The sequence below is a fragment of the Rhodococcus sp. YL-1 genome, assembly GCF_001942025.1.
GTDB lineage: Bacteria > Actinomycetota > Actinomycetes > Mycobacteriales > Mycobacteriaceae > Rhodococcus_F > Rhodococcus_F qingshengii.
Genome location: NZ_CP017299.1, coordinates 6144379 through 6165217 on the forward strand (window position 1 = coordinate 6144379; position 20839 = coordinate 6165217).

The following is a 20839-nucleotide window of genomic DNA, read 5'->3' on the forward strand; positions in this document are numbered from 1 at the left end:
AAAAAGATCTATTTCATAGGAGGGCGACGCACAAATGGGTCGACTTGACGGCAAAGTTGTTTTCATCACCGGCGCAGCGCGCGGTCAGGGTCGATCGCACGCCGTACGCATGGCGTCGGAGGGCGCCGCAATTGTCGCCGTAGATATCTGTGAACAGATCCCTACGGTGTTCTATCCGATGTCCACCAAGGAAGACCTCGCCGAAACGGCATCATTGGTCGCCGCAGCAGGTGGTCGCATCATCACCGCTGTCGCCGATGTTCGAGACCGAAACTCTTTGGAAGAGGCCTACCAGAACGGAATTCGCGAATTCGGCCACGTGGACACCGTCCTTCCCAACGCAGGCATCATGCCCGTATTACAGCAAGGTTCGCAGGAGCAGGCCTGGCATGATGCGATCGCAACGATGCTCACAGGCGTGTGGCACACAATCGAAGTCTGTCTCCCCGGAATGATCGAACGCGACAAGGGCGGCTCAATCCTCATCACCAGCTCCTCGGCCGGTATCGGCAGCCTCGCCCTCAATACGCTCCCAGGACAGGTTGCTTACAATGCGGCCAAACACGGGGTCGTCGGCATGATGCGACTGTACGCATCTCAACTGGCGAAGAACCTCATCCGTGTCAATACCGTCCATCCCGGCGGGACAGATACCCCAATGGTGGTCAACGAGGGTTACCAAGCCTTCGCCGCCGAATTTCCAGATATCGCCGGCTCGGCAAACTTTCGCAAACCCATGCCCGTCGGGTTGAACGATCCCGCCGACATCAGTAACGCAATGGTTTTTCTGGCATCGGACGAAGCTCGATACATCACCGGTGTGACGCTGCCGGTCGACGGCGGCTACCTCAACCGATGACCTGACAGATCAGCTGCGAAAAACGGAGACGAACGGTGCAATACGGAAAAGTACTGATCAATAACCACTGGATCGAACCCACCGACGCCGGAACAATCGACGTGGTCTCACCGTCAACCGAAGAAGTCATCGCACGCGTTCCCGACGTAACGCCCGCAACGGTTGACGCGGCTGTCGTGGCAGCGCGTAATTCGTTCGACGAGGGTGCATGGCGATCCATGGATGTCGGGGAGCGAGCGGACATTCTTGAAGAGGCGCTGAGGATCTTGGATGCGCAGTCCGATGAAATCGGTCGTGTCGTTACCAGCGAGATGGGTCTGCCGGCGCGGGTCGCCGAGCTCCAGATTCCGGGTGCGTTGGCCACCGCCAGATTCTTTCTGTCTGTGGCCAGGGACGAACCAGTCCGAGAAGTCCGCCGTTTGCGCACAGTTGCAGCCATCCTGAAAGAGCCCGTGGGCGTGGTTGCCTCGATCGCTCCGTGGAATGGCCCGTTCGGTTCGATCCTCACCAAGTCCATTCCAGCTCTCGTCACTGGGTGCAGCACGGTCTACAAGCCTGCCCCCGAAACGCCCTTGGACGGCTATTACTTCGCGGCCGCGCTTCTCGAAGCCGGTGTTCCCGAAGGAGTATTCAACTTCATCACAGGCGGTGTCGGTACCGGACGTGCACTGGTGGCGCATCCGGATGTCGACAAGGTGAGCTTTACGGGGTCAACTGCTGCCGGCCGTCAGATCGGCGAGGTGTGCGGCCGTGATTTCAAGCGCGTTCAACTCGAGCTTGGAGGCAAGTCGGCGGCCATAGTCGCAGAAGACGCAGACCTGGATACGACGATCGAATCCCTCGCTCGCGGCGCCTTTGCCAACAGTGGCCAAATTTGTTCGTCCTTGAGTCGCATATTGTTGCCTGCGAACAGGTACGACGAGTTTGCAGATGCGTTGGTCGCGAAGGCTCGATCGATAACCGTTGGCGACCCCACCGATCCGGACACGGTCATGGGTCCCCTCGTATCGGAACGTCAGAGGAACCAGGTAGAACGCTATATCGCTTCCGGAATTGGTGAGGGCGCACAAGTCCTGACCGGAGGCAAGCGCCCCGAAGACATGCCCAAAGGGTGGTTCGTTGAGCCGACCGTGTTCGGCTCGGCCGCCAACTCGATGAAAATCTGCCAAGAAGAGATCTTCGGACCGGTGACGTCACTCATCTCCTACCGTGATCTGCCCGAAGCAATTTCAATTGCCAACGATTCCGAGTATGGACTGCATGGGGCTGTTTTTACCACCGATGACGACAAGGCTGTCTCGGTTGCGCGCGCCGTACGATCTGGAACCTTCAGCGTCAACTGTTTCGTCTACAACACCGAGGCACCGTTCGGAGGGGTGAAGAACTCGGGACTGGGAAGAGACACCGGCCGTGAGGGCTTGAACTCATTCTACGAGTTGAAGACCGTTAACCTAGCCCCCTCCGTCGAGAGCCTGTTCGACGACTGATCTCCCCTCTGGGGATCCCTGTCCCTCGCACAGGATTATGGGGCTGTGCCGCTCACCGGAACCGGTGACGGTAGCCGGGCGAGCAGGATGAGGCACCTATGGGAATGCGCGAGGCCAACCCGGGAAGTCGCGCTCGAAGTGTGGATCGGAAAAAACGACCACCTAGCGGCTGGGATATTCGCAAATGAGGCGCGACCGTACTTGGTTGCGATGGTCGTCTCCGAGACTTCGGAGACGACCATCGCAGACCTGTGCCCTGTTGGGCCGCCAATGAAGCGTCTGCCTCGTCAATCCCTCTACTCACATCGGAACAACAAATTCGATGACCGAAGGCGCCACCACTCCCTGACCACGGCTGTTCAGAAACGCCAATTTGTACCGCTAGATCACGCTGCGCCATTCAAGATCAAAGTGTGAGCCGGACTGCCTCAGCACACAACCTTGTTCGCCACCAACGTGATTCGGCATTACTATTGCCCCTTCGGTCGCCGCGCGGGCGAGGACCGCTCGGCGCGACACCGAAGCTATACTGGAGTCTTCGTCGAAACACGAGTGCAAATGCGGTCGTTCGAGTTGTAGCGCGTTGTGAAGCAAATCGCCTACCAGCAATACCTCACCGACACCGGTGTCGAGCGAAACAATTGCATTGCCGGGTGTGTGCCCAGGTGTGCTGATCAAGACGATGTTCGAATCGACGGTACACGTGTCCCCGTCCCACAGATCGACCAAGCCATGCTGCACGAGGGGCAGCACGCTGTCTTCGAATACGCCCTCGGCTGCAGCCGCCCCGCGAGCTCGGTATCCGCTCTCCGGATTCCAGAAGTCAAAATCACGTTGCGGCAGAAGATATCTCGCATTGGGAAAGGTAGGGACCCATTCGCCATCTACCAGTTTTGTGTTCCATCCGACGTGGTCAGAGTGCAGATGACTGCACACCACCAAATCCACTTGGTCGGGACCGAATCCTGCCTCTGCCATCCGGTCGAGGAAATTGGTCTTCATATTGGTGAATTGCGGGAATAGGCGCTTCTTGTCATTGCCGACACCGGTGTCCACCACTATTTTCCGGCCATCACTCTCGATCAAATACGTCGAAAAAAACATGGGCATCGCCTCTGACTGCGGTTCCCAGAAGTCGGGTGCCAGCCAACTCTCCCCCTCCTCCCACACGGACCGATCGACTCCGGGAAATAGTGCTTCACGGGTCATGAAGCTTCCTTGCCATTCGTGCAGCACGGCGAGTGCGATGTTGCCGAGGTCTTTCACACGGTTCTCCAAGTTCTGTTGACAGAGCATTGCTCGTGAAAGTAAGCTCCGCCCGATGGCTGGTTAGAGCCTGCAGGGAGATCGCCTATGACTACTGGTCGAAATCGATAACTGCGCGCCCGACTACTGTGCCCGCGCGTAGATCTTCGTAGGCCTTCTCCAGATCCTGGAATCGATACTTGCTGGTTTCGATTTCCATTCCCGTGCGTTCGAATATCCGGATCAATTCTTGAAGTTCGTTCAACGACGCTGTGCATGAGGAAAACAAGCGAACTCCCAATGCCTGGCTGGTCCAGCCGTATTGATAAGTCCCTCCAGTGAGGCCGACAATGGAAATCGCGCCCAGTGATGCCGTAACTGCGCCTGCGAAAGCAAGGGATTGATCTGACCCGACAACGTCGATGGTCGCCTCAACGCCTCGCCCACCCGTCATAGCCATCACCTTCCCTGCGCCTTCACCTGTCGACTCGGTGGTGGGCACGAAGTGATGTGCGCCGCATTGCGCAGCGAATTCCATCTTGTCTGGGTGATCTACGGCAATCACCTCGACGCTCGTAAGCGCTCGAAGTAACCGCACGACGGTGCTCCCTACACCCCCTATTCCGATGACCAACACCGAACCGTCATCTCGCACATAGGGTCTGACATCCAAAATTGCGCCGTATGCTGTGGACCCGGCGTCCGCCAGCGGTGCTGCGGCAATAGGATTGAGCGAGCCACAATCCATCGCATCTCGCGCACGCACTTTCATGAACGGTGCGAGCCCACCGTTGTCGGCATATCCATAGTTGGGTGGGCGGTCTACGCAGAATGCGTCCTTACCGGACATGCACGTGCGGCAGAGACCACAGCTACTGTTTGCCGTGACCAATACCGACTGCCCCACCGACAGTCGGTGAACCGACTGTCCGACTTCAGTAATTACGCCTGCGTTCTCGTGGCCGAGAGTGAAGGGACCAATCCAGGGCGAGTACGAGGCTCCGCGATCCATCATCTCCAGATCGGTTCGGCACAGACCGGCGGCATCGACCTTGATGACAATCTCGCCAGGCCCTGCCGTAGGAATATCGACCTCGTCCCATTGGCCGCGACCTCCAGGTTCGACGATCCGGTAGGCAGACATTTTCTCTGGCATTTCATCCCTTCGTCGGGCATGTCGAGTTCGGCCTCCGCGAGTCTTTCCACAAGCCCCCAGCGAAGGAATCACGGGCGGACATTGGATGCCTCGCGCCCGCTAGGTCTGCGGACACCATCCCCGCGTGATGAGGACCGGGTTCAGAAAGATTCACACAGGTTTCAGAGTACTGTCAACAGTTGGTTGCATGCAGCCATTCACGTTCACGCTCCCAATGGCTGGGCAAAAACCACCATCGCAGGTTGGTACACGAGTCGACTAAATCCATTGTTAGACAGGCTAGCCCGCCCTTCGCCGGCAGATCGCCGTCTGCCGTCCAAAAAGTCAGCTGTTGACACTTTGAGTGGTCTACGTCATAGTCAGAGAAGTAACACGCGATTCCAAATAGTTGGTCGAGCCGCTCGCCTGCACTTCGACTAGTACGACCTCACCCTGCCGTCCTACTACGGCCGGACGTCAACTCGCCGCAACCCGTCGAGGACCTTCCTGTCCATGACCTCATGGGATGCCATGACGATTCGCAAACTGCCAACGAGGCAGCACAACTCGTAAGCATCAAAACCACGAAACCCCCAAGGAGATCAGAAGTGACCACCGTCCCCACCAACCCCATCGACGCCAGCAACCTGTCAGATGACGAAAAGACGATCGTTGACCTCGAAATCCAGATGGCAGCAGCGCAAGATGTACACGCCATCACCCAACTCTGGTCTGCCGATGCCGTCTACTACGACTTTGGACCCGGGCGATTCCGCGGACGCACAGCAGCAACCGAAGAAATCGGAGAACAATTCAAGAACGTATCCAACATCAGGACACGCATACTTGAACTCGACGTTGTTGCAGGAGAGACTGTCGCGTACGCCTTCAGTATCCAGAATTACATTTCGGACTCCACAGGAGGACCACTCAACTTCATCATCAGAGCGACGGATGTTTTCGTCAAAACTGACGGCCAGTGGCAGGTCACCCATCAACACCTCTCGGTTCCAACAAATCTGAGCACCGGCGAAGTAATTCTAACTTCCGAATTCCAGCCCTTGCCTGCTCAATAATTCAACGCCTGATGAGAGTTGGAAGCAAATGTCGACGACCGAAAATAAAGAGATCGTACGCAACTACATAATTGCCTACTCGGATATGAGTGGCGCCAGCTCACAACCCATGCTCGCAGAGGATGCCCAAATCCACCTCATGAGTAGAAACGAGAGTCTTCCTCTTCCAAAGGTCATGGGCAAGTACGAATACTTGGCGTTATTCCCTGCCATGGCGTCGCTCTTGCCAAACGGAATCCGACACGAGGTCAGATCGATGATCGCCGAAGGTGATTTTGTCGCTGTGGAGACGGAATGCTTCGGACCACTAGCCAACGGCCGTAGTTACAACAATCTATTTCATTTCCTTATCGAGGTACGGGATGGAAAAATTGTGCTGATTCACGAGTACCTCGACTTCCTGCACACAAAAGAAGCCCTGTTCGACTCCCCGCCACAGGGAGCAGCCAAGACTGCCTCCCCTACGGTCGTCGCCGCGATATAGGACCGATCGAACGACGGCACCTCTTCACAAATTTTCCGAAAACTAATCTACCGAGATGATACGAACATATAGGCGGTTGATTTGCAGTACGAAAAGAAAAGCGTTGACGTACTCGGAACACAGATGAGCTACATCGACGAAGGCGTCGGGGACACAATTCTCTTACTCCACGGCAACCCTGCATCGTCGTTCATCTGGCGGAATATAATTCCTTACCTTACTCCTCACGCAAGGTGCATCGCTCCAGATTTGATCGGAATGGGAGATTCAGGGAAGCTGCCTAACACCGGCCCGAGCAGTTACAGATTCGTCGATCACCGAAGATACCTAGACGCGTTGTACGAAAAAATCGATATCGGCGATCGAGTAGTCGTAGTAGGGCAAGACTGGGGTTCTGCACTGGCGTTTGATTGGGCCTACCGAAATCAGGCACGAACAGCAGGAATAGTACACACCGAATCGATACCGTGCGCCTGGACCCGCGACGAATTCCCGATCCCCGACGACGGATTGGCCAATTTTCTTGCGCTTCGTACCAATGAGGGCGAAGCTATGATTCTGAACAGCAACTTCTTCGTAGAATATACAATGCCAAACGGCACACTTAGGGAATACTCAGAGGAAGAAATGGATGAGTATCGACGTCCCTTCCTTGACTCTGGCGAAGCAAGGAGAGCCACACTCAGCTGGCCACGCGAAATCCCATTCGAAGGTCACCCAGCTGACGTAGACAAGATTATCGCCAGCTATGCGGATTGGCTCCCCGACACCGATATTCCGAAACTTTTCATCGACGCGGATCCAGGATTCATAGTTACCGGGAAGATTCGGAAATGGGTGAGACAATGGAGCAACCAGGAAGTTGTGACAGTCAAAGCCAAGCACTTTGTTCGAGAAGACGCCCCCGAGGAAGTCGGACGCGCAATTGCTGACTGGTACTCACGAACCAGAAAGAGTATTTGTAATTCAAAGTAACTTGAAATGATTCGAGGCCAAAACGAAAATTTTGATAGTTCACTTCCCTGTAACTGAGATAGCATGCCCGGTACTTTAAATTCTCGTGATATATCTTCTGGAATGTCGACAAGAACCGCAGAGGAACGTCACCCGCCCTCAGAATCAAACAAAAACTCCACGCACGTAAACCTAGAGGCAGTTAGGGGAATCCTACTGGCACTACAAATTCATCTCCAATCCCCGATGGACGAGGAAAGAAGAAACCGGTGTCGTACACTCCTTAGCGAAGCGCTCACTTTGGTCAACGATCGGCCGACTTCCTTCTCGGGCAGCAATATTGGCAGCCGACTCACAAGACGAGAACGAGAAATAGCATTCGCTGTCAGTAAGGGTAAGTCTAATGTAGCCATTGCAGATGATCTTTTCATTTCGGTAAATACCGTGCGTTTCCATGTGCGAAACACGCTGCGTAAGCTCGAAGCGAGTAACAGAAATGAAATTGCGGCGATGATTCTCGGCTGGGTTGCAGCCCCGGCCTCACTTCCGACCCGTGCGATCTCCCCTCCGACGCCACCGATCTCCTGACCGGTGAGATCCAACCGCCGACGGCAGACAGTGCAACCGACAGACCCGTCGACTGCTTCTACCTCTATCCGACAGTCAGCAATCAGGTTGCGATCAGTGCCGATCCTGCAGCATCGCCGGAAGTGCAGTCGATCGCGAGATTCCAAGCAGCCCGGTTCTCTGACATCTGCAGGGTGTTCGCACCGGTGTACCGACAGGTCTCCCTCCCCGGAATGGTTCCCGCCTTGGGCGGTTTGGACGGGCCGCTCGATCTCGCGTACTCAGACAGTCGCGAGAGGGAAAGCGCACGTTTCTTGCCGTGATGACATCGTTGGACTTACCCTGAACTCGATTGCCGACTAGTTAAGCAAGGAGGCTACCGACATAACGACACTCTCGATCGGCGGGCGGATCGAGGAGGCAAGGCGCGCCGCTCATTTCACGAGCCAACGGCAACTCGCTGCCAGGGCCGGCATCTCCAACGCCACTCTCTCCCGCATCATCGACGGCACGCGGCCCGCGAAGGCGAACGAGCTACTCGCCGTCGCGATGGCCACCGGTTGCAACTTGGCCGACCTGACAGGCGCCTCCACGATGGCGGACCGAGTCGAATGTGCGGCCCGGCCCGACAATGGCAAGAACATTGAGCAAATCCGCAAGCAAGTACTCCAGTTCCTTGAACTGGACTCCTATCTGGAGGAGCAAGGCATCGGCCTCCGCCCGTAAAGCTCCGAAGTTAGCGATGCCGACGCGACCGCAGGCCTGCCCACCTAAACCACGCTCACCAACGTCTTCGTCGAGAAAATCGGCGCGGACAGGTGGACGATCGCGGTGCGTGCCTGCATCGTCATGGTGCGGTCTTCATTCGATACTTCTTGACAACGTCCCGTGTCAGCGACATAGGCATCGCATTGCTTCATCTGTTTCACAGATGTTGACGAACCTGTTAGCAACTGGTTGATGACGGCGCTTACACACTTTGCGTGATAGATCCTAATTGCCTGCTTCCATTGCGCCGAAATTGGTGAAGCTGCGCAATCAGTTTCCGCCCATTCTGCGTCGGAACCACGGAGTGTATTCCGTTGTTGCGCTCGAGGAGTTTGCACCCTGTCTCCTTTTCAAGTCGCGCTACTTGCGTCGACAACACATTTTGATCGGCCTTGAGGGCTGCTGCTGCGCCTCTGAATGAGCGACAGCGCACAATGGCATCCAACCGTGCGAGTCGGGTCCACGCGCCTTGCCCGGTCAGGGTGAGCTTGAGTGGTTCCGGATAGCCCCGGGGTGCATCGTCGCGGATTCGGAGATGCGCGATGTGGCTCGCCCCTCCGCGCGGCCGTGGGGGACCTCATGCGAGGCGAGGAGCCTTTGTACCGTCGGTGGCGTGGTGCCAAGTTCAGTCGCGATCTGCCCGGTGGTGCGGTGATTGTCGATGTATCTCCGCCACAACCACTCTCGGTTGACGATCACTCTGGCGCGGCCTCCTGGTTCAGGAACTGCGATTCCGATCTCACGCATCCTGCGCGCGACTAGTTGGCGGCTAATACCTGTGCGCGCCGAGATCCCGCGAACGGACGTGTATCCGTCTTGTGCGAGGTCGGCAAACGTTCGAGGCGGTAGCGCGTTCTGTACCTCGATGTAGCGGGCGGAGGCAGATGCGACTGTCCTCGGCGACGGAGGCTTCGGGGGACGCGGATGATCGGCCAGGAGACAGCAGACGTGCTCTTCGCTGGTACCGAGACGGTGTGCGAGCACCGAGCAGGTTGGGTCGCCGTTGTCGATCTGCTCGTGCACCGTGTGCCAGTCGATCGAGTCGGGTCCGGGGCCGGGAAGTGCGAGACCGGAGAAAATCTCGATAGGCGGCTCCCATGTGAGGGGTTCGCCGTCGATTCCGCGATCAACAAGGTACTCGTGTGCGTATTCATTGAGTGCTGCATAGATTTCCGACGTCATGCAATAGAGGAAGGTGTTGTATCCCGCCCGTTCGTAGGGTCTCGCTAACCCGAACGGCTCTGGAGCGGCATCCAGAGCGTTGCCGCTCAGTAGCGAGTAGAGGTAGGAGCGGGCGAGTTTGTCTCGCCTGTCACGGCCTGACTCGAAACCGACTCGGCCACACAATCGTTTCCACCTCCCTGGTGGGAGCAAGTTCGGTCCGATTAGTCGACGTCGACGTTGATAGTCGATGATCGGTTCGATCGAATCCAAGTAGTCGGCCAACGCGCAGATCGCTTGCACACCGGCGGCGCCTGTGCATTTCTTCAATTGTCGGAGCACTTGGCTGACACGTCTGGCGAAAGGATTCTCTAGTTTCGCCGACGACGGCGCGATATCGCGCCCAGGACTACCCGGGAGCAACAGCGCAACGCTCAGCGCGGGCCGGAACACTTTCGGATTCACGCCTGGATTGAGTGCGAGTGCTGTATTACGCCAACACATCTGCGGGATCTTGATGTGCCGGGCAGCGAATTCTCGGGTACTTCGGGGAACGCGTGGCGTGGGAGTTGCGATGCGATAGCGCAGTCCGTCCACGTTGGTGAATCGCGCCGAGTGGGCTTGTATCACTGCTGTACGCAAGCGCTCTGATCCGAAGTTCCATTCCGTGAAGTAGTTGCTCGGAGCGGTGCCCCACCGGCTCTCGTGGTCGCGTGCGACGATCGACTTGACCGCGCGCGACGTCTCTCCTCGATCGATCACGTCAAGCGCCTCGACGGCGACGGTGAGGGCACCGGCTGTCAGGGTCGAATCGACTATGGGAAAGGTGGACCGATGGAGCTTGATATTCCCGGACTTCTCGGCATTGGTGAACGCGTCACCGAACCGTTTCCCGATGCCGTACAGCAGGTCCGCGCGATGCTGGTTGAAGATCCTTCCCACTATCGAACTGAGATCGACAAGTGCGTCGCGAACCGCGGAGTCTGGCTCTGATCCGTCAATTCGTGTGTTGATCCAGTCCTGTGCGCGAAGCACTCTCCCGCTGCGAAGGATCGGCGCCTTCACTTTCTTCAGATTTGTTCGGCACCGTGCCGAGCGATGTTGTCCGGCAAGCCTGGCAGTGCAGCAACCGGGCGCGACGAGATACCCGACCCCCTGGTAGCCACGCGGGATGGCCCCGCACGACGGGCACCGGTCGAGGAGCAGGCACCGATGCTCGGCGCAGGCGAATGTCCAGGAAAGTCGCCAAGCGAGTTGCCACCTTCCACCCGAGTCGGCCAGACAGTACGGACAGAATCGAGATCCGGTGGGACGAGCCCAGAGGTGGTAGCGGTCGATGGATCGCGGTTTGTCATCTCGCACGAACAGCACCCGCTTGTGGAATCGATCGAGAGTCATTGCGCGGAAGATGCCGGCATCGATATCGGTAATCGTCGACAGGTCGTTGAGCTCAGAAGGGAGCAACCGCACTGTGCAGTCGGGGAACGTATTCAAGCGAGAGTGTACGAGTTGTAGTGCGTCGAGCAACTCGATTGGCTTGACCCGCAGTCGATGGGCGTAGGCCCACAACCAGCTCTCGAGGGACTCCCCTACTACGGGCTGGAATCGGATGGGGATCGTGCGCGGTATTGCAGTCATGAGCTTTTCGTTTCGGCACTTACGCTGCGTTACCTCGCTGTCCGCGGCGAGGTCGGTGTGTACGACCGCGCTGAACTGGGTTCGTAGTCAAGAACCCCAGATCGAAGGACGATTGGAGTTGAAGGCGCGCCTGCTCCGATGCCTCGTCATTCTTGACATGGTCCATGAGATCGGCGGTCAACTTTTCCTCCCCGCTCTGCATGGCCCGGTAGCAGCCTCTGGTGATGAGGGTCATCAATGATCCGATGTGTCCGGTGCTCCGAGCGAAGAGGTAGTTGGACAACTCGTCCGCGATCATTCCGGGGTGCGAATTCGACAGAACGATGTTCTTCTCGATCCCCAAGAGCAGACGATGCCAGTTCTTGCGGCCCACCTGGCTCGATATCTCGAAGGGCAGCACGGGGATGCGTGTCCAACGGCGCGCGGTTTGCGCGCGAGAAGTCCCGGCAGCGCTGAGACCTTCGGTCATCAGCCCGCGGCCGCGCAGGTCCACTCCGACGAACAAGAACGTAACCGGGAATTCGTTGGCGAGCGACTTGAAGTGGTTGACGATCGCCAGTCCGTCCTTGTTTCGCATGTTGAGGAAATGGACGTCGTCGACGATGACCAGTCGAGTGTCACACGAGAGGATGCAGTCCAATGCTTGATCGGCGAAAGCGTATGCACTCCCAGTCTTTCCAGGGTGTCCATAGAATCTGCACAGCTTGACGTTGAGCTGGCGCATGGTCGTGTTCGAAGTCAGACCGATACAGCAGACCGGAATGCGGTCGTGCCCTGCATCCGTGCGGGGTCCATGGCGGCGTTTGAGGATGCGGTGGAACTCGAAGCCGAAGCTGTCAGCGATCGTGGTCTTACCGAGACCTGGATACGCGTCGATAGCGACTGCGCCTCGCGGATGGCCAGCGCTTTGCCTGTTACTGTCGACGATCTCCCATAAAGACTCATGGGCCTCGATCATTTGCGGTGTGGCCAGAGGTCCGATATTCGCGTGCCAATTTCTTCGTCGCTCGTCGTACTCGAACAATTCGTCGCTGCTCAGGCTTTTGAGCTCCGAGGTCGTCAACACCGGTGGCTTCTTCGGGGCCGGTGCCTCGGCCCAGCGGGACCATCCTTCTTTCCTGCACAATGGTGACGGGTCTGCTTGTGGCTCTATTTGCTGCTGTCTGCGTTGGGTTTTCATTCCAGGATCTCCATCGCGTCGAGGTAGTAGTCGTCCTCGCTTAGCTTCTCTTCGTCGAGGTCTGCGGCATCGTCATCGTCTGAGACCTGCTCGTCCATCTGCTCGGCGATTGTGGGCATGGGCGACGCGGCGGCGTCGCGGGTGTCCAGATCACGACGCAGTAGGCTCGCGTAGTCGTCGTACTGTTGCAGAGCAACTTTGCGTTCACGTCGATCTGTCGTTGTCGATCGACTCCACCGTCTCAGTAGTTCCGTGAGCGCCAACTTGTCGTCGGGAAACCTGTCGGGATGGCGGCGGGTAGCTAACTTGCGTGCGATGTCGAGCGCATCGAGACTGAACGGCGCCCGTACAGAGGCGGCGTGTATCCATTCGATTCGATGCCAAGTTCGGTGATGCGGATGTTGGAAGTAGATAGCGCTGATGTCGCCGGGGTCGTATCGGATGGGATATTTGCCGGGATGTGAACCCCGAAATGGGCTTGTCGCGTTAGCGAAGTCGACGAGAACAGCGTCGTTGTAGATAAGTTTGTGGAAGTCGATTCCGTAGTGATGGATCTTGCGCCATGAAATGGGAAGTAGGTCGTACACGGCGTCGGGACTGGTCGGTATTCGGCGGAACCCGGTGGTGGATATCGCGATCTCGTACATCATCTCGGGGGAAAGCTCCAGCCGCGGAGCCGAGGGAAGGACCAGCCCTTTGTGAGGGCGTCGGTGATAAACGGTACGGATCCAGTTCCGGATGATCTGCTCAAGTTCATCGACGAAGTAGAAGGCACCCACTTCGGCGTCCTTACCTCGCGAGTACACATCCGGGCCCTTGTATCCGTCGAGGTGTTCGAGCAAGCCTTCCCTCAATGTGCGGAACCACCGTTCCAATGGTCCTTTGTCCGACCCCTGGTAGAGACGAACCGGTTGAATCGAAATACCGAATCGCTCCAAGACCGACCTGACGTGCTGGGACATGTAGACGCGGCCATGGTCGATGACGACGCACTCGATCGGTATCGACGCAGCGCCGGGAGGATCGGGTTCGGAACTAGTCGGCACCAGCAGAGACTCGGGGAACCCTATGTACGGCATGACCTTCGGATCCGACTCGGAGCGCGGACAGATCACCTCGTAGAGCACGGATGCGACATCTATACTGCGAGTGGATATGGGCGCGAGCCGAAGTCCGCACACGATCCGCCCGTACAGGTCGATCGCAACCGTGAGTTCGGTATTCACCCAGCGATAGGTGACCTTCTCCATGGCGTATACGTCCAAACGAGTCGTATCGAGAATGACGTACTCACCGAGCCTAGTTGCTCGAAGCTGACCGTATACCCCGTCAGGGCGGGTGGCGATCTCTCGTCGACCCTTCGCGCTTCCGCGGAACATGTTGGTGCCCTTAGTTATTTCATCAAGAGCGCGATATGCGGCTGTCTTCTTCGGGACCGTCACGACTCCGGGTCCGAACTCGTCGATCAAGCGGCCCTGGACAATACGCAGAACGTAGGATTTCGAATGACTGGCTTCGGAGATCAACTCCGCGCTGACAGTCGAGCACATCTCTACCCAGCGCCGATCGCAGGAGTCGAGCACCCCCTTCGTTCGGGTGCGACGGTGATCGACGAGTGCGCCGGAACCTTCGCACCGATATTTGTGCACCCAGCGAGCTATCGTCCTGACTGATTTTCCGATCTCTTCGGCCTTCGCCCGGTATCGGACATCCATTTCGACGTCGGGGAGGTAGCAACTGCGGGGTTCACCAGCGCGGGCATCCGCGGCCTCGCCCGATCGAAATCCAGTGAGCACCTCGTGTACGTGACCGACCACCTCGAGCCACTGCTGCCTCTGCGCGGCGGTCAGGTCATCGATTGTTGCGCCAATATCGTTGCTCCCCAATGACTGGCAATCAACAAATCCGGTATGCGGATCATCAACCAACTCATCGACCGAGACCACAATCGCCGCAGACCCGGATCGAAGCTGCACACGATTCGCATGCAACTCTCCCACAGTCCACAACTGGCCATCCCGTTGAATCCTCGTTCCGATCCTCAAGGCAGCTGTACTGACCATCATGGCGGCGCCTCCAGAACAGTGCGGGTCGACAAGGGCACATCCAGATCGGCTACGAGCCTGTGCAACCAAAGAAGGTGCAGGATCGCTGCACGCACTTCTCTCCGATCCCAGCGAGGGGCGACCGCCAGTTCGGCTTCAGGAAAATTGTGGCCTGGGGCTCCGCCTTCGATAGCCTCCAATAGGGCAACCGGGTAGTGCTCGCGGCGAAACCCTGCGAGAAACCGCACATTCGCGAGGAACGTCGAATTGCTTCCCGTCCACACCTCGTGATCCCAACCCCGTCCGGACAAGACTCTCGTAACCCACTCGAATGTTCTTCGTACTTTTGCTTTTTCAAGTGCCATCGCAGTCTTGACGTTCACTACCGTGACAGTCCGATCCCCACGTACCAGCAGAAAATCAGGGACATGCCGACACAGCTTGCACCCAATTTCCCCGACAAGCTGAAAGGGCTGCGCAACAATGATTTCCACAGAGCAATCGAAGTCGGCTAGCAAAAGCCGTGCGAGCTCTAAACGCGAGTCGTACGGAACATGCTCCCCCACCGTCGATGACCAATACCACCCCGGGAAACTCCGCTGACCGGAGTACCACGACAAGGCGCGGATGGGGCGCGCGGCGGCAATCTCGTCTACCGACACACAACTCAACGGCGACTCAATTATCGAATCGCCATCCAAGATCCGAATGATTGGATCGCCGCCGTACCCGTCCATGACTAGCCTCGCTGTAATCAATTACAGCACACCATCTGGGCCTAAACCAGAAAAATCATCATGCCGGATACTGCCGACTCAGCAAGCCGGCCAACAAAATTCACGACCCCAACGCAGCAATCCCTATGATAGAAGGGACATTTCACTTGTCGATAGACTTTATTGCGTTGCAGAAGCAAGTAATTGACAAGTATGCGCAACAAATTGATTCGAAATTTGCTCTAAACTTGCTTCGGCACAGCGAGCTAATTCGGCGCAAGCCTGGAGGTTCATCCATCGCCATTCGAGGTCACTGCGTCGCCCACAGAACCTGACGGTCGCCGATCCAGTCTGTATTGAGTTCTCCAGACACTGGCATGCATGCGACCACCGATGATTAAACACACCCAACCGGACATCCCCAATCACGGATGCAAAACCAAGGCAACCGAGCCACCTGATGTTTATCGCTACACAACGGCACTGCATGCCCGCAAGAGCTTCGCGACCGTTACCAAAACAAGTCCAAAAATGACATATAGGACGTAACTATGCCAAATACGGAATATATAGGTCCGGAATCTGTCATTTAGATCCGGAATCTACAGGCAGCCACTATCCCCGGGCCATGTCCACAAACTTGGACAGGTGAAGTTGGTGCGCCACAGTGATTGTCGCGGTCGGGCCGTTACGGTGCTTACCCAGAATCAGGTCGGCTTCACCGCCACGGGGATCGTCTCGCTCGGTCGCGTCGGGGCGGTACAGCAGAATCACCATGTCGGCGTCCTGCTCGAGTGAACCGGACTCACGAAGGTCGGCGACCTGGGGACGCTTGTCGGTTCGCTGCTCGGGACCACGGTTGAGCTGACAGATCGCGACAACCGGAACTTCGAGCTCCTTCGCCAAAAGCTTTAGGCTACGGGAGAATTCGGAGACTTCCTGCTGACGGGACTCGACCTTTTTACCCGAGCTCATCAGCTGGAGGTAGTCGATCACGATCAGGCGAATGTCGTGTTTCTGCTTGAGTCGCCGCGCTTTTGCGCGAATTTCCATCATGGTGAGGTTGGGGGAGTCGTCGATGAATAGCGGCGCCTCACTGATCTCACTCATGCGACGCGCGAGCTTGGTCCAGTCGTCGTCGGTCATCTTTCCGGAGCGCATGTCGCCGAGCTTGATCTTTGCCTCTGCGGACAGCAGACGCATGACGATCTCGGTTTTGCTCATTTCCAGGGAGAACATGACGCTGGCCATGCCGTGCGTGATGGAGCAGGAACGCAGGAAATCCATTCCGAGCGTGGAATTGTGCGTCGGGACCATCGAATGACCGGCCAGGTACATGTGGTCGGCGTTGTCGACCTCGACGCAGCGAACCGGAACACTCGCAATTGGTCGAACATCGACAATGTAGCGCGACCCGCTGCGCGCAATGCCTTTACTCGCTCGACGCTCCTTGTGCAGCATCGCTTTCCGCGTAAGACCGAACACTTCGTCATCAGTCGAGAAGGTCAAGGTGAATGCAGTCGACGAAGCCTCGGTGCGACCGTTGACTCGCTTTGTGCTCATTTGGCAGCGATAGCCAAGACTGACCACTAATTCCTGGGCATCGCGGACGAGGCGCTCGTTGGTTACCGAAAACTGAACGGAGCCACCGGCAGTCACAGTTCCATCAGTGTCGAGAAGCCCGGCAAGAACCGCACGACGCTGTGCCTCGGACCCACGGAGATACTGGACAGGGATGTGCTTGTTGCCCAGAACACCGACCGTACGTAGGCGTCCTTGAACCGTGCCGTACTCATTGCGGCACTTCTGGCACAGTCGCAGCCCGATCGAAGGTCCACCACAGTGTGAACAGGTTGGCGCAGGTACAGGGTCAGACATGAAACGTGCTTTGCCGCCGCATGATTGACCGCACGTTCGCACCTGACTGGTGAACGGCACGAAGCTCTTTCCGCACACAACGCAATCGCGCGGAGCGACGGGATCTTCCGGGGCTAATTTAAGGCTGTAGCGCAAATGCGCCGACTTGGACGGAACTGCAACCAGGCCTTCGGCCTCGATCAACATGATGATCTCGGGATCAGCAGTGGTGAATTGTGCACAGGCAGTAGAACCGTCACCTAGCCAAGCGCCAAGTGTGTAGGGCGGGACAAGGAGATCCTGCGTTGGTAGGTCGAGCGGCTTGGCATTCACGACAGAGTGATTAACGCGGCCATCCGCCGTTGCGCATCGCACCGTCGATGCGATCTCCGCCGTGGTTCGGACCTCGGCGAATGTCTTTTGATTCTTATAGCGGTTGTAACCTGTCTTGGCGTTCTGCGCTGAACGGCGCGAAGCACGCGTCTCCGTCAACCACTGATGCTGCTCGTCGGCCACCAACACTGTTCCATCGGAAAACTCGACCTCGTAGCAAGGACGGTCAACCATCACGTCGGTAGCGGCAACAACCCGCGTCGGCTTGCCGTGGTTGTCGATCAACAGATCGCCGACAGCAACGTCACCCATCGTGGTCCAGCCACTAGGCGTCGCGAGGGGAGTATCGAGGGCAAGCGCCTTGCCCACACCAGGACGGGCCGCGACGATAATCATCTGACCAGCGTGAAGGCCGTTGGTGATCTCGTCGAGATCCTTGAATCCGGTGGGCACACCGAGGGAAATTCCGCCGCGGCTGGCGATGGAGTCGATCTCGTCCATCGTGGGCTGGAGGAGCTCGGTGAGGGGTACGAAGTCCTCGGTGGTTCGACGCTCGGTGACCTCGAAGATCTCGGCCTGCGCGCGGTCGACAACCTCGGCCACGTCCTGGCCCTCGGTGCCGGCGTAGCCGTACTGGACGATGCGAGTACCGGCGTCGACCAGACGACGCAGCACGGACTTCTCGGCCACGATCTCGGCATAGAAGGCGGCGTTGGCGGCTGTGGGCACTGTCTGGGTCAGCGTCACCAGGTAGGCAGCACCACCGATACGGCGGAGCTCACCTCGACGGTCGAGCTCGGCGGAGACCGTCACCGGGTCGGCGGGCTCGCCACGGCTGTAGAGGTCCAGGATCACGTCGTAGACGGACTGGTGGGCGGGCCGGTAGAAGTCACCCGGACGCAGTACCTCGAGGACGTCAGCGATGGCGTCCTTGCTCAGCAGCATGCCGCCGAGCACCGACTGCTCGGCAGTCATGTCCTGAGGTGGCTGGCGTCCGAACTCCTGGTCGGGCTCGGCCTCGGGAGGGCCCGGGTAGTCCGGCCCTGAGAAGTCGGAAGGTCCTCGATCATCTACAACAGCCACAAGCGAGACCTTCCCGTAAAACACTCGACGACACTGCCAGAAACCGCAGCGCCCTCATCATTTGTACCTGCCCCCACCGACATCCCCTAGCCGCATTCGGCCGGGCTGTAGATAGACGCCGAGATGACGTTAGGGACTAGTAGGTCCGCATACAAACCGGACTGTGGATAAACCTGTGGATGCTTTGTGGAAACTCCCGCCCCACGGTGTGCACCGCCTGTGGAGCATTTGGGGACTACTTTGCCTAGTAGCTACAAAAGACCAGGTAGATGGCTATCCACAATTTCACAGGCCTGTTGATGAAAATAGTTTTTCCACAGTCGGCGCGTCGGCGTGTCGGGCGTGTTGCCTCGCCCGATTCGTCACTGATCACCAAGTCGAACATCACAGTGTGAGAGTTATCCCCAGGTCCGATTCGGGACGCTGACAGGCGGCACACCGCACCCCGAAACAAACGTCGGGCCCCGCACACCGAAGTGTGCGGGGCCCGGCGAGACGAACAGTCGACTATGCGCCGACGACGTTCAGGTTGAACTTGGCAACCACATCGGGGTGCAGGTTCACGACCACGGCGTGCTTGCCCGTGTTCTTGATGTGAGCCTTCGGCAACACGATGGAGCGCTTGTCGACAACCGGTCCACCGGCAGCCTTGATCGCAGCAGCGACGTCAGCGACGGTAACCGAACCGAAGAGCTTGCCCGAGCCACCGGCGGTCTTGACCGTCAGCGTTACGGACTCGAGGCCCTCGATAGCTGCCTTGAGCTCCTTGGCGTGATCCAGGCCGCGCACAGCGCGCGCTTCCTGTGCACGACGGATGCCCTCGACCTGCTTCTCGGCGCCACGGGTGGCGACGATTGCCAGTCCGCGGGGGAGCAGGTAGTTACGGCCGTAGCCGTCCTTGACCTCCACGGTGTCGCCAGGCGCACCGAGGTTGTCCACGTCAGCGGTGAGGATGAGCTTCATGTTCTTTCCTCCCTTTCCTTAGCGAGCCACGGTGGCGTAAGGCAGCAGTGCTACCTCACGTGAGTTCTTGACGGCAATGGCAACGTCGCGCTGGTGCTGGACGCAATTGCCGGTGACACGGCGAGCACGGATCTTTCCGCGATCGCTGACGTACTTACGAAGCAACGTCGTGTCCTTGTAGTTGATCTGCGTGTTCTTCTCTTTGCAGAAGGTGCAGACCTTCTTCTTCATAACCTTGTCGCGCAAGGGCGGCTTCGGCATGTCTTTGCTCTTTTCTGGATGTTCCTGATCAGGTACGGATCAGAAGGGCGGTTCGTCGCTGCCCGCACCACCGAAGGAGCCCGAAGCCTGAGGCGCACTGCCCCAAGGATCGTCTCCACCCGAAGGTGCAGCGCTCGGACGTCCGCCACCCGATCCGCCGGAGGAACCGCCGAAGTTGCCGCCTCCACCGCCGCCACCACGGTTGGCCTTGTTGACCTTTGCCGTGGCGTACTTCAGTGAAGGACCGATTTCATCGACTTCGAGCTCGACGACAGTTCGCTTTTCGCCCTCGCGAGTTTCGTACGAACGCTGCTTGAGCCGGCCGCTCACGATTACTCGTGAACCACGGGTCAAGCTCTCCGCGACGTTCTCGGCTGCTTCGCGCCAGATGTTGCAACGCATGAACAGCGCATCGCCGTCTTTCCATTCATTGGAATTACGGTCGAAGGTGCGGGGCGTGGAAGCAACCGTGAAGTTTGCAACCGCGGCACCCGCCGGGGTGAAACGAAGTTCAGGATCAGCCGTCAGGTTTCCGATGACGGTGATGATGGTGTCGCCAGCCATGTGGTTCCTCCTGCATTGATGTAAGACCGTTGGGCGCGAGAGTAGAGCTCGCTACCGACAGTAATTACTTGTTGTGGCGCAGAACCTTCGTGCGCAGAACCGACTCGTTCAGACCGAGCTGACGATCGAGCTCAGCGACGGTGGCGGGAGTGGCGTTGATGTCGATCACCGCGTAGATACCTTCAGCATGCTTCAGGATCTCGTAGGCGAGACGACGCTTACCCCAGACATCGACCTTGTCGATCGTGCCGCCGTGCTGGCGCACAACATTGAGGAACGTATCCAGTGAAGGAGCGACAGTGCGCTCGTCCAGGCTGGGGTCAAGGATGACCATCAATTCGTAATGACGCATAAGACCTCATCACCTCCTGTGGACTAAGTGAAAACGGCCACGGACTATCCGTGGCAGGAGGGTCGTTGCGTCAGCAACCCTCGTAGGTTACACGAGGGGCCTTGACCAGGG

At 57.8% G+C, this 20839-nt stretch carries 20 protein-coding genes; 8 read left to right on the forward strand and 12 right to left on the reverse strand.

The features are described from left to right. The first annotated feature begins 34 nt into the window (after positions 1–34). Entirely contained in the window at positions 35–859 is an 825-nt protein-coding gene (locus BH682_RS28610) for a mycofactocin-coupled SDR family oxidoreductase (RefSeq protein WP_075834947.1), read from the forward strand. Between the two features lie 35 nt (positions 860–894). Beyond that, complete coding sequence (locus BH682_RS28615; protein WP_075834949.1) at positions 895–2346, forward strand: aldehyde dehydrogenase; 1452 nt, start codon at positions 895–897, stop codon at positions 2344–2346. A gap of 381 nt (positions 2347–2727) precedes the next feature. On the opposite strand, the gene BH682_RS28620 is transcribed toward BH682_RS28615, so the two are convergent. Next, positions 2728–3612, reverse strand: a complete 885-nt coding sequence (locus tag BH682_RS28620) for an MBL fold metallo-hydrolase (protein ID WP_190287630.1) — start codon at positions 3610–3612, stop codon at positions 2728–2730. Positions 3613–3703: 91 nt separating this feature from the next. After that, positions 3704–4747 carry an alcohol dehydrogenase catalytic domain-containing protein gene (locus BH682_RS28625; RefSeq protein WP_083954736.1) on the reverse strand — a complete coding sequence of 348 codons (1044 nt, stop codon included), beginning with the start codon at positions 4745–4747 and terminating at the stop codon, positions 3704–3706. A gap of 587 nt (positions 4748–5334) precedes the next feature. Between BH682_RS28625 and BH682_RS28630 the strand changes: the two genes are divergently transcribed. From BH682_RS28630 to BH682_RS37350, 6 genes are all read left to right on the forward strand, one after another. After that, positions 5335–5802, forward strand: coding sequence for a nuclear transport factor 2 family protein (locus BH682_RS28630; protein WP_190287629.1), 468 nt, complete (start codon positions 5335–5337; stop codon positions 5800–5802). 28 nt (positions 5803–5830) lie between these two features. Then, the gene (locus BH682_RS28635; protein ID WP_075834957.1) at positions 5831–6286 is read left to right on the forward strand and encodes a nuclear transport factor 2 family protein; all 456 of its coding nucleotides are present in this window, start codon (positions 5831–5833) and stop codon (positions 6284–6286) included. Between the two features lie 81 nt (positions 6287–6367). Then, positions 6368–7261: a haloalkane dehalogenase gene (locus BH682_RS28640; protein ID WP_223304568.1), complete on the forward strand. Its 894-nt coding sequence runs from the start codon at positions 6368–6370 to the stop codon at positions 7259–7261. Between the two features lie 225 nt (positions 7262–7486). Next, positions 7487–7828: a helix-turn-helix domain-containing protein gene (locus BH682_RS37345; protein WP_075834960.1), complete on the forward strand. Its 342-nt coding sequence runs from the start codon at positions 7487–7489 to the stop codon at positions 7826–7828. A gap of 8 nt (positions 7829–7836) precedes the next feature. Beyond that, entirely contained in the window at positions 7837–8130 is a 294-nt protein-coding gene (locus tag BH682_RS36815; protein ID WP_223304569.1) for a DUF3089 domain-containing protein, read from the forward strand. 88 nt (positions 8131–8218) lie between these two features. Then, positions 8219–8533, forward strand: coding sequence for a helix-turn-helix domain-containing protein (locus tag BH682_RS37350; protein WP_442971968.1), 315 nt, complete (start codon positions 8219–8221; stop codon positions 8531–8533). 244 nt (positions 8534–8777) lie between these two features. On the opposite strand, the gene BH682_RS37355 is transcribed toward BH682_RS37350, so the two are convergent. From BH682_RS37355 to rpsF, 10 genes are all read right to left on the reverse strand, one after another. Continuing rightward, positions 8778–9020: a LysR family transcriptional regulator gene (locus BH682_RS37355; protein ID WP_075834965.1), complete on the reverse strand. Its 243-nt coding sequence runs from the start codon at positions 9018–9020 to the stop codon at positions 8778–8780. A gap of 32 nt (positions 9021–9052) precedes the next feature. Continuing rightward, positions 9053–11374: a TniQ family protein gene (locus BH682_RS28665; protein ID WP_075834967.1), complete on the reverse strand. Its 2322-nt coding sequence runs from the start codon at positions 11372–11374 to the stop codon at positions 9053–9055. 19 nt (positions 11375–11393) lie between these two features. Next, positions 11394–12440 carry an AAA family ATPase gene (locus BH682_RS28670; RefSeq protein ID WP_223304567.1) on the reverse strand — a complete coding sequence of 349 codons (1047 nt, stop codon included), beginning with the start codon at positions 12438–12440 and terminating at the stop codon, positions 11394–11396. Positions 12441–12550: 110 nt separating this feature from the next. Beyond that, entirely contained in the window at positions 12551–14440 is a 1890-nt protein-coding gene (locus BH682_RS28675; protein ID WP_232354226.1) for a Mu transposase C-terminal domain-containing protein, read from the reverse strand. A gap of 176 nt (positions 14441–14616) precedes the next feature. Next, entirely contained in the window at positions 14617–15336 is a 720-nt protein-coding gene (locus tag BH682_RS28680) for a TnsA-like heteromeric transposase endonuclease subunit (RefSeq protein WP_050656542.1), read from the reverse strand. 594 nt (positions 15337–15930) lie between these two features. Beyond that, positions 15931–18588: a replicative DNA helicase gene (dnaB, locus tag BH682_RS28685; RefSeq protein ID WP_075834973.1), complete on the reverse strand. Its 2658-nt coding sequence runs from the start codon at positions 18586–18588 to the stop codon at positions 15931–15933. Between the two features lie 507 nt (positions 18589–19095). Further along, complete coding sequence (rplI, locus tag BH682_RS28690) at positions 19096–19551, reverse strand: 50S ribosomal protein L9 (protein ID WP_007735531.1); 456 nt, start codon at positions 19549–19551, stop codon at positions 19096–19098. Between the two features lie 18 nt (positions 19552–19569). Further along, positions 19570–19812 carry a 30S ribosomal protein S18 gene (gene rpsR, locus BH682_RS28695; RefSeq protein ID WP_003941245.1) on the reverse strand — a complete coding sequence of 81 codons (243 nt, stop codon included), beginning with the start codon at positions 19810–19812 and terminating at the stop codon, positions 19570–19572. A 39-nt stretch (positions 19813–19851) separates the two neighbouring features. Beyond that, a complete protein-coding gene (locus BH682_RS28700) occupies positions 19852–20376 on the reverse strand; it encodes a single-stranded DNA-binding protein (RefSeq protein WP_003941248.1) in 525 nt (174 codons plus the stop codon). Between the two features lie 64 nt (positions 20377–20440). After that, entirely contained in the window at positions 20441–20728 is a 288-nt protein-coding gene (rpsF, locus tag BH682_RS28705; RefSeq protein ID WP_003941237.1) for a 30S ribosomal protein S6, read from the reverse strand. Between the last annotated feature and the right edge of the window lie 111 nt (positions 20729–20839).

Coding starts and splice junctions, on each gene's coding strand:
- BH682_RS28610 (WP_075834947.1), top strand. CDS start 35: ATGGGTCGACTTGACGGCAAAGTTGTTTTCATCACCGGCGCAGCGCGC.
- BH682_RS28625 (WP_083954736.1), bottom strand. CDS start 4,747: ATGCCAGAGAAAATGTCTGCCTACCGGATCGTCGAACCTGGAGGTCGC.
- BH682_RS28635 (WP_075834957.1), top strand. CDS start 5,831: ATGTCGACGACCGAAAATAAAGAGATCGTACGCAACTACATAATTGCC.
- BH682_RS37345 (WP_075834960.1), top strand. CDS start 7,487: ATGGACGAGGAAAGAAGAAACCGGTGTCGTACACTCCTTAGCGAAGCG.
- BH682_RS28665 (WP_075834967.1), bottom strand. CDS start 11,374: ATGACTGCAATACCGCGCACGATCCCCATCCGATTCCAGCCCGTAGTA.
- BH682_RS28680 (WP_050656542.1), bottom strand. CDS start 15,336: ATGGACGGGTACGGCGGCGATCCAATCATTCGGATCTTGGATGGCGAT.
- rplI (WP_007735531.1), bottom strand. CDS start 19,551: ATGAAGCTCATCCTCACCGCTGACGTGGACAACCTCGGTGCGCCTGGC.
- rpsR (WP_003941245.1), bottom strand. CDS start 19,812: ATGCCGAAGCCGCCCTTGCGCGACAAGGTTATGAAGAAGAAGGTCTGC.
- BH682_RS28700 (WP_003941248.1), bottom strand. CDS start 20,376: ATGGCTGGCGACACCATCATCACCGTCATCGGAAACCTGACGGCTGAT.
- rpsF (WP_003941237.1), bottom strand. CDS start 20,728: ATGCGTCATTACGAATTGATGGTCATCCTTGACCCCAGCCTGGACGAG.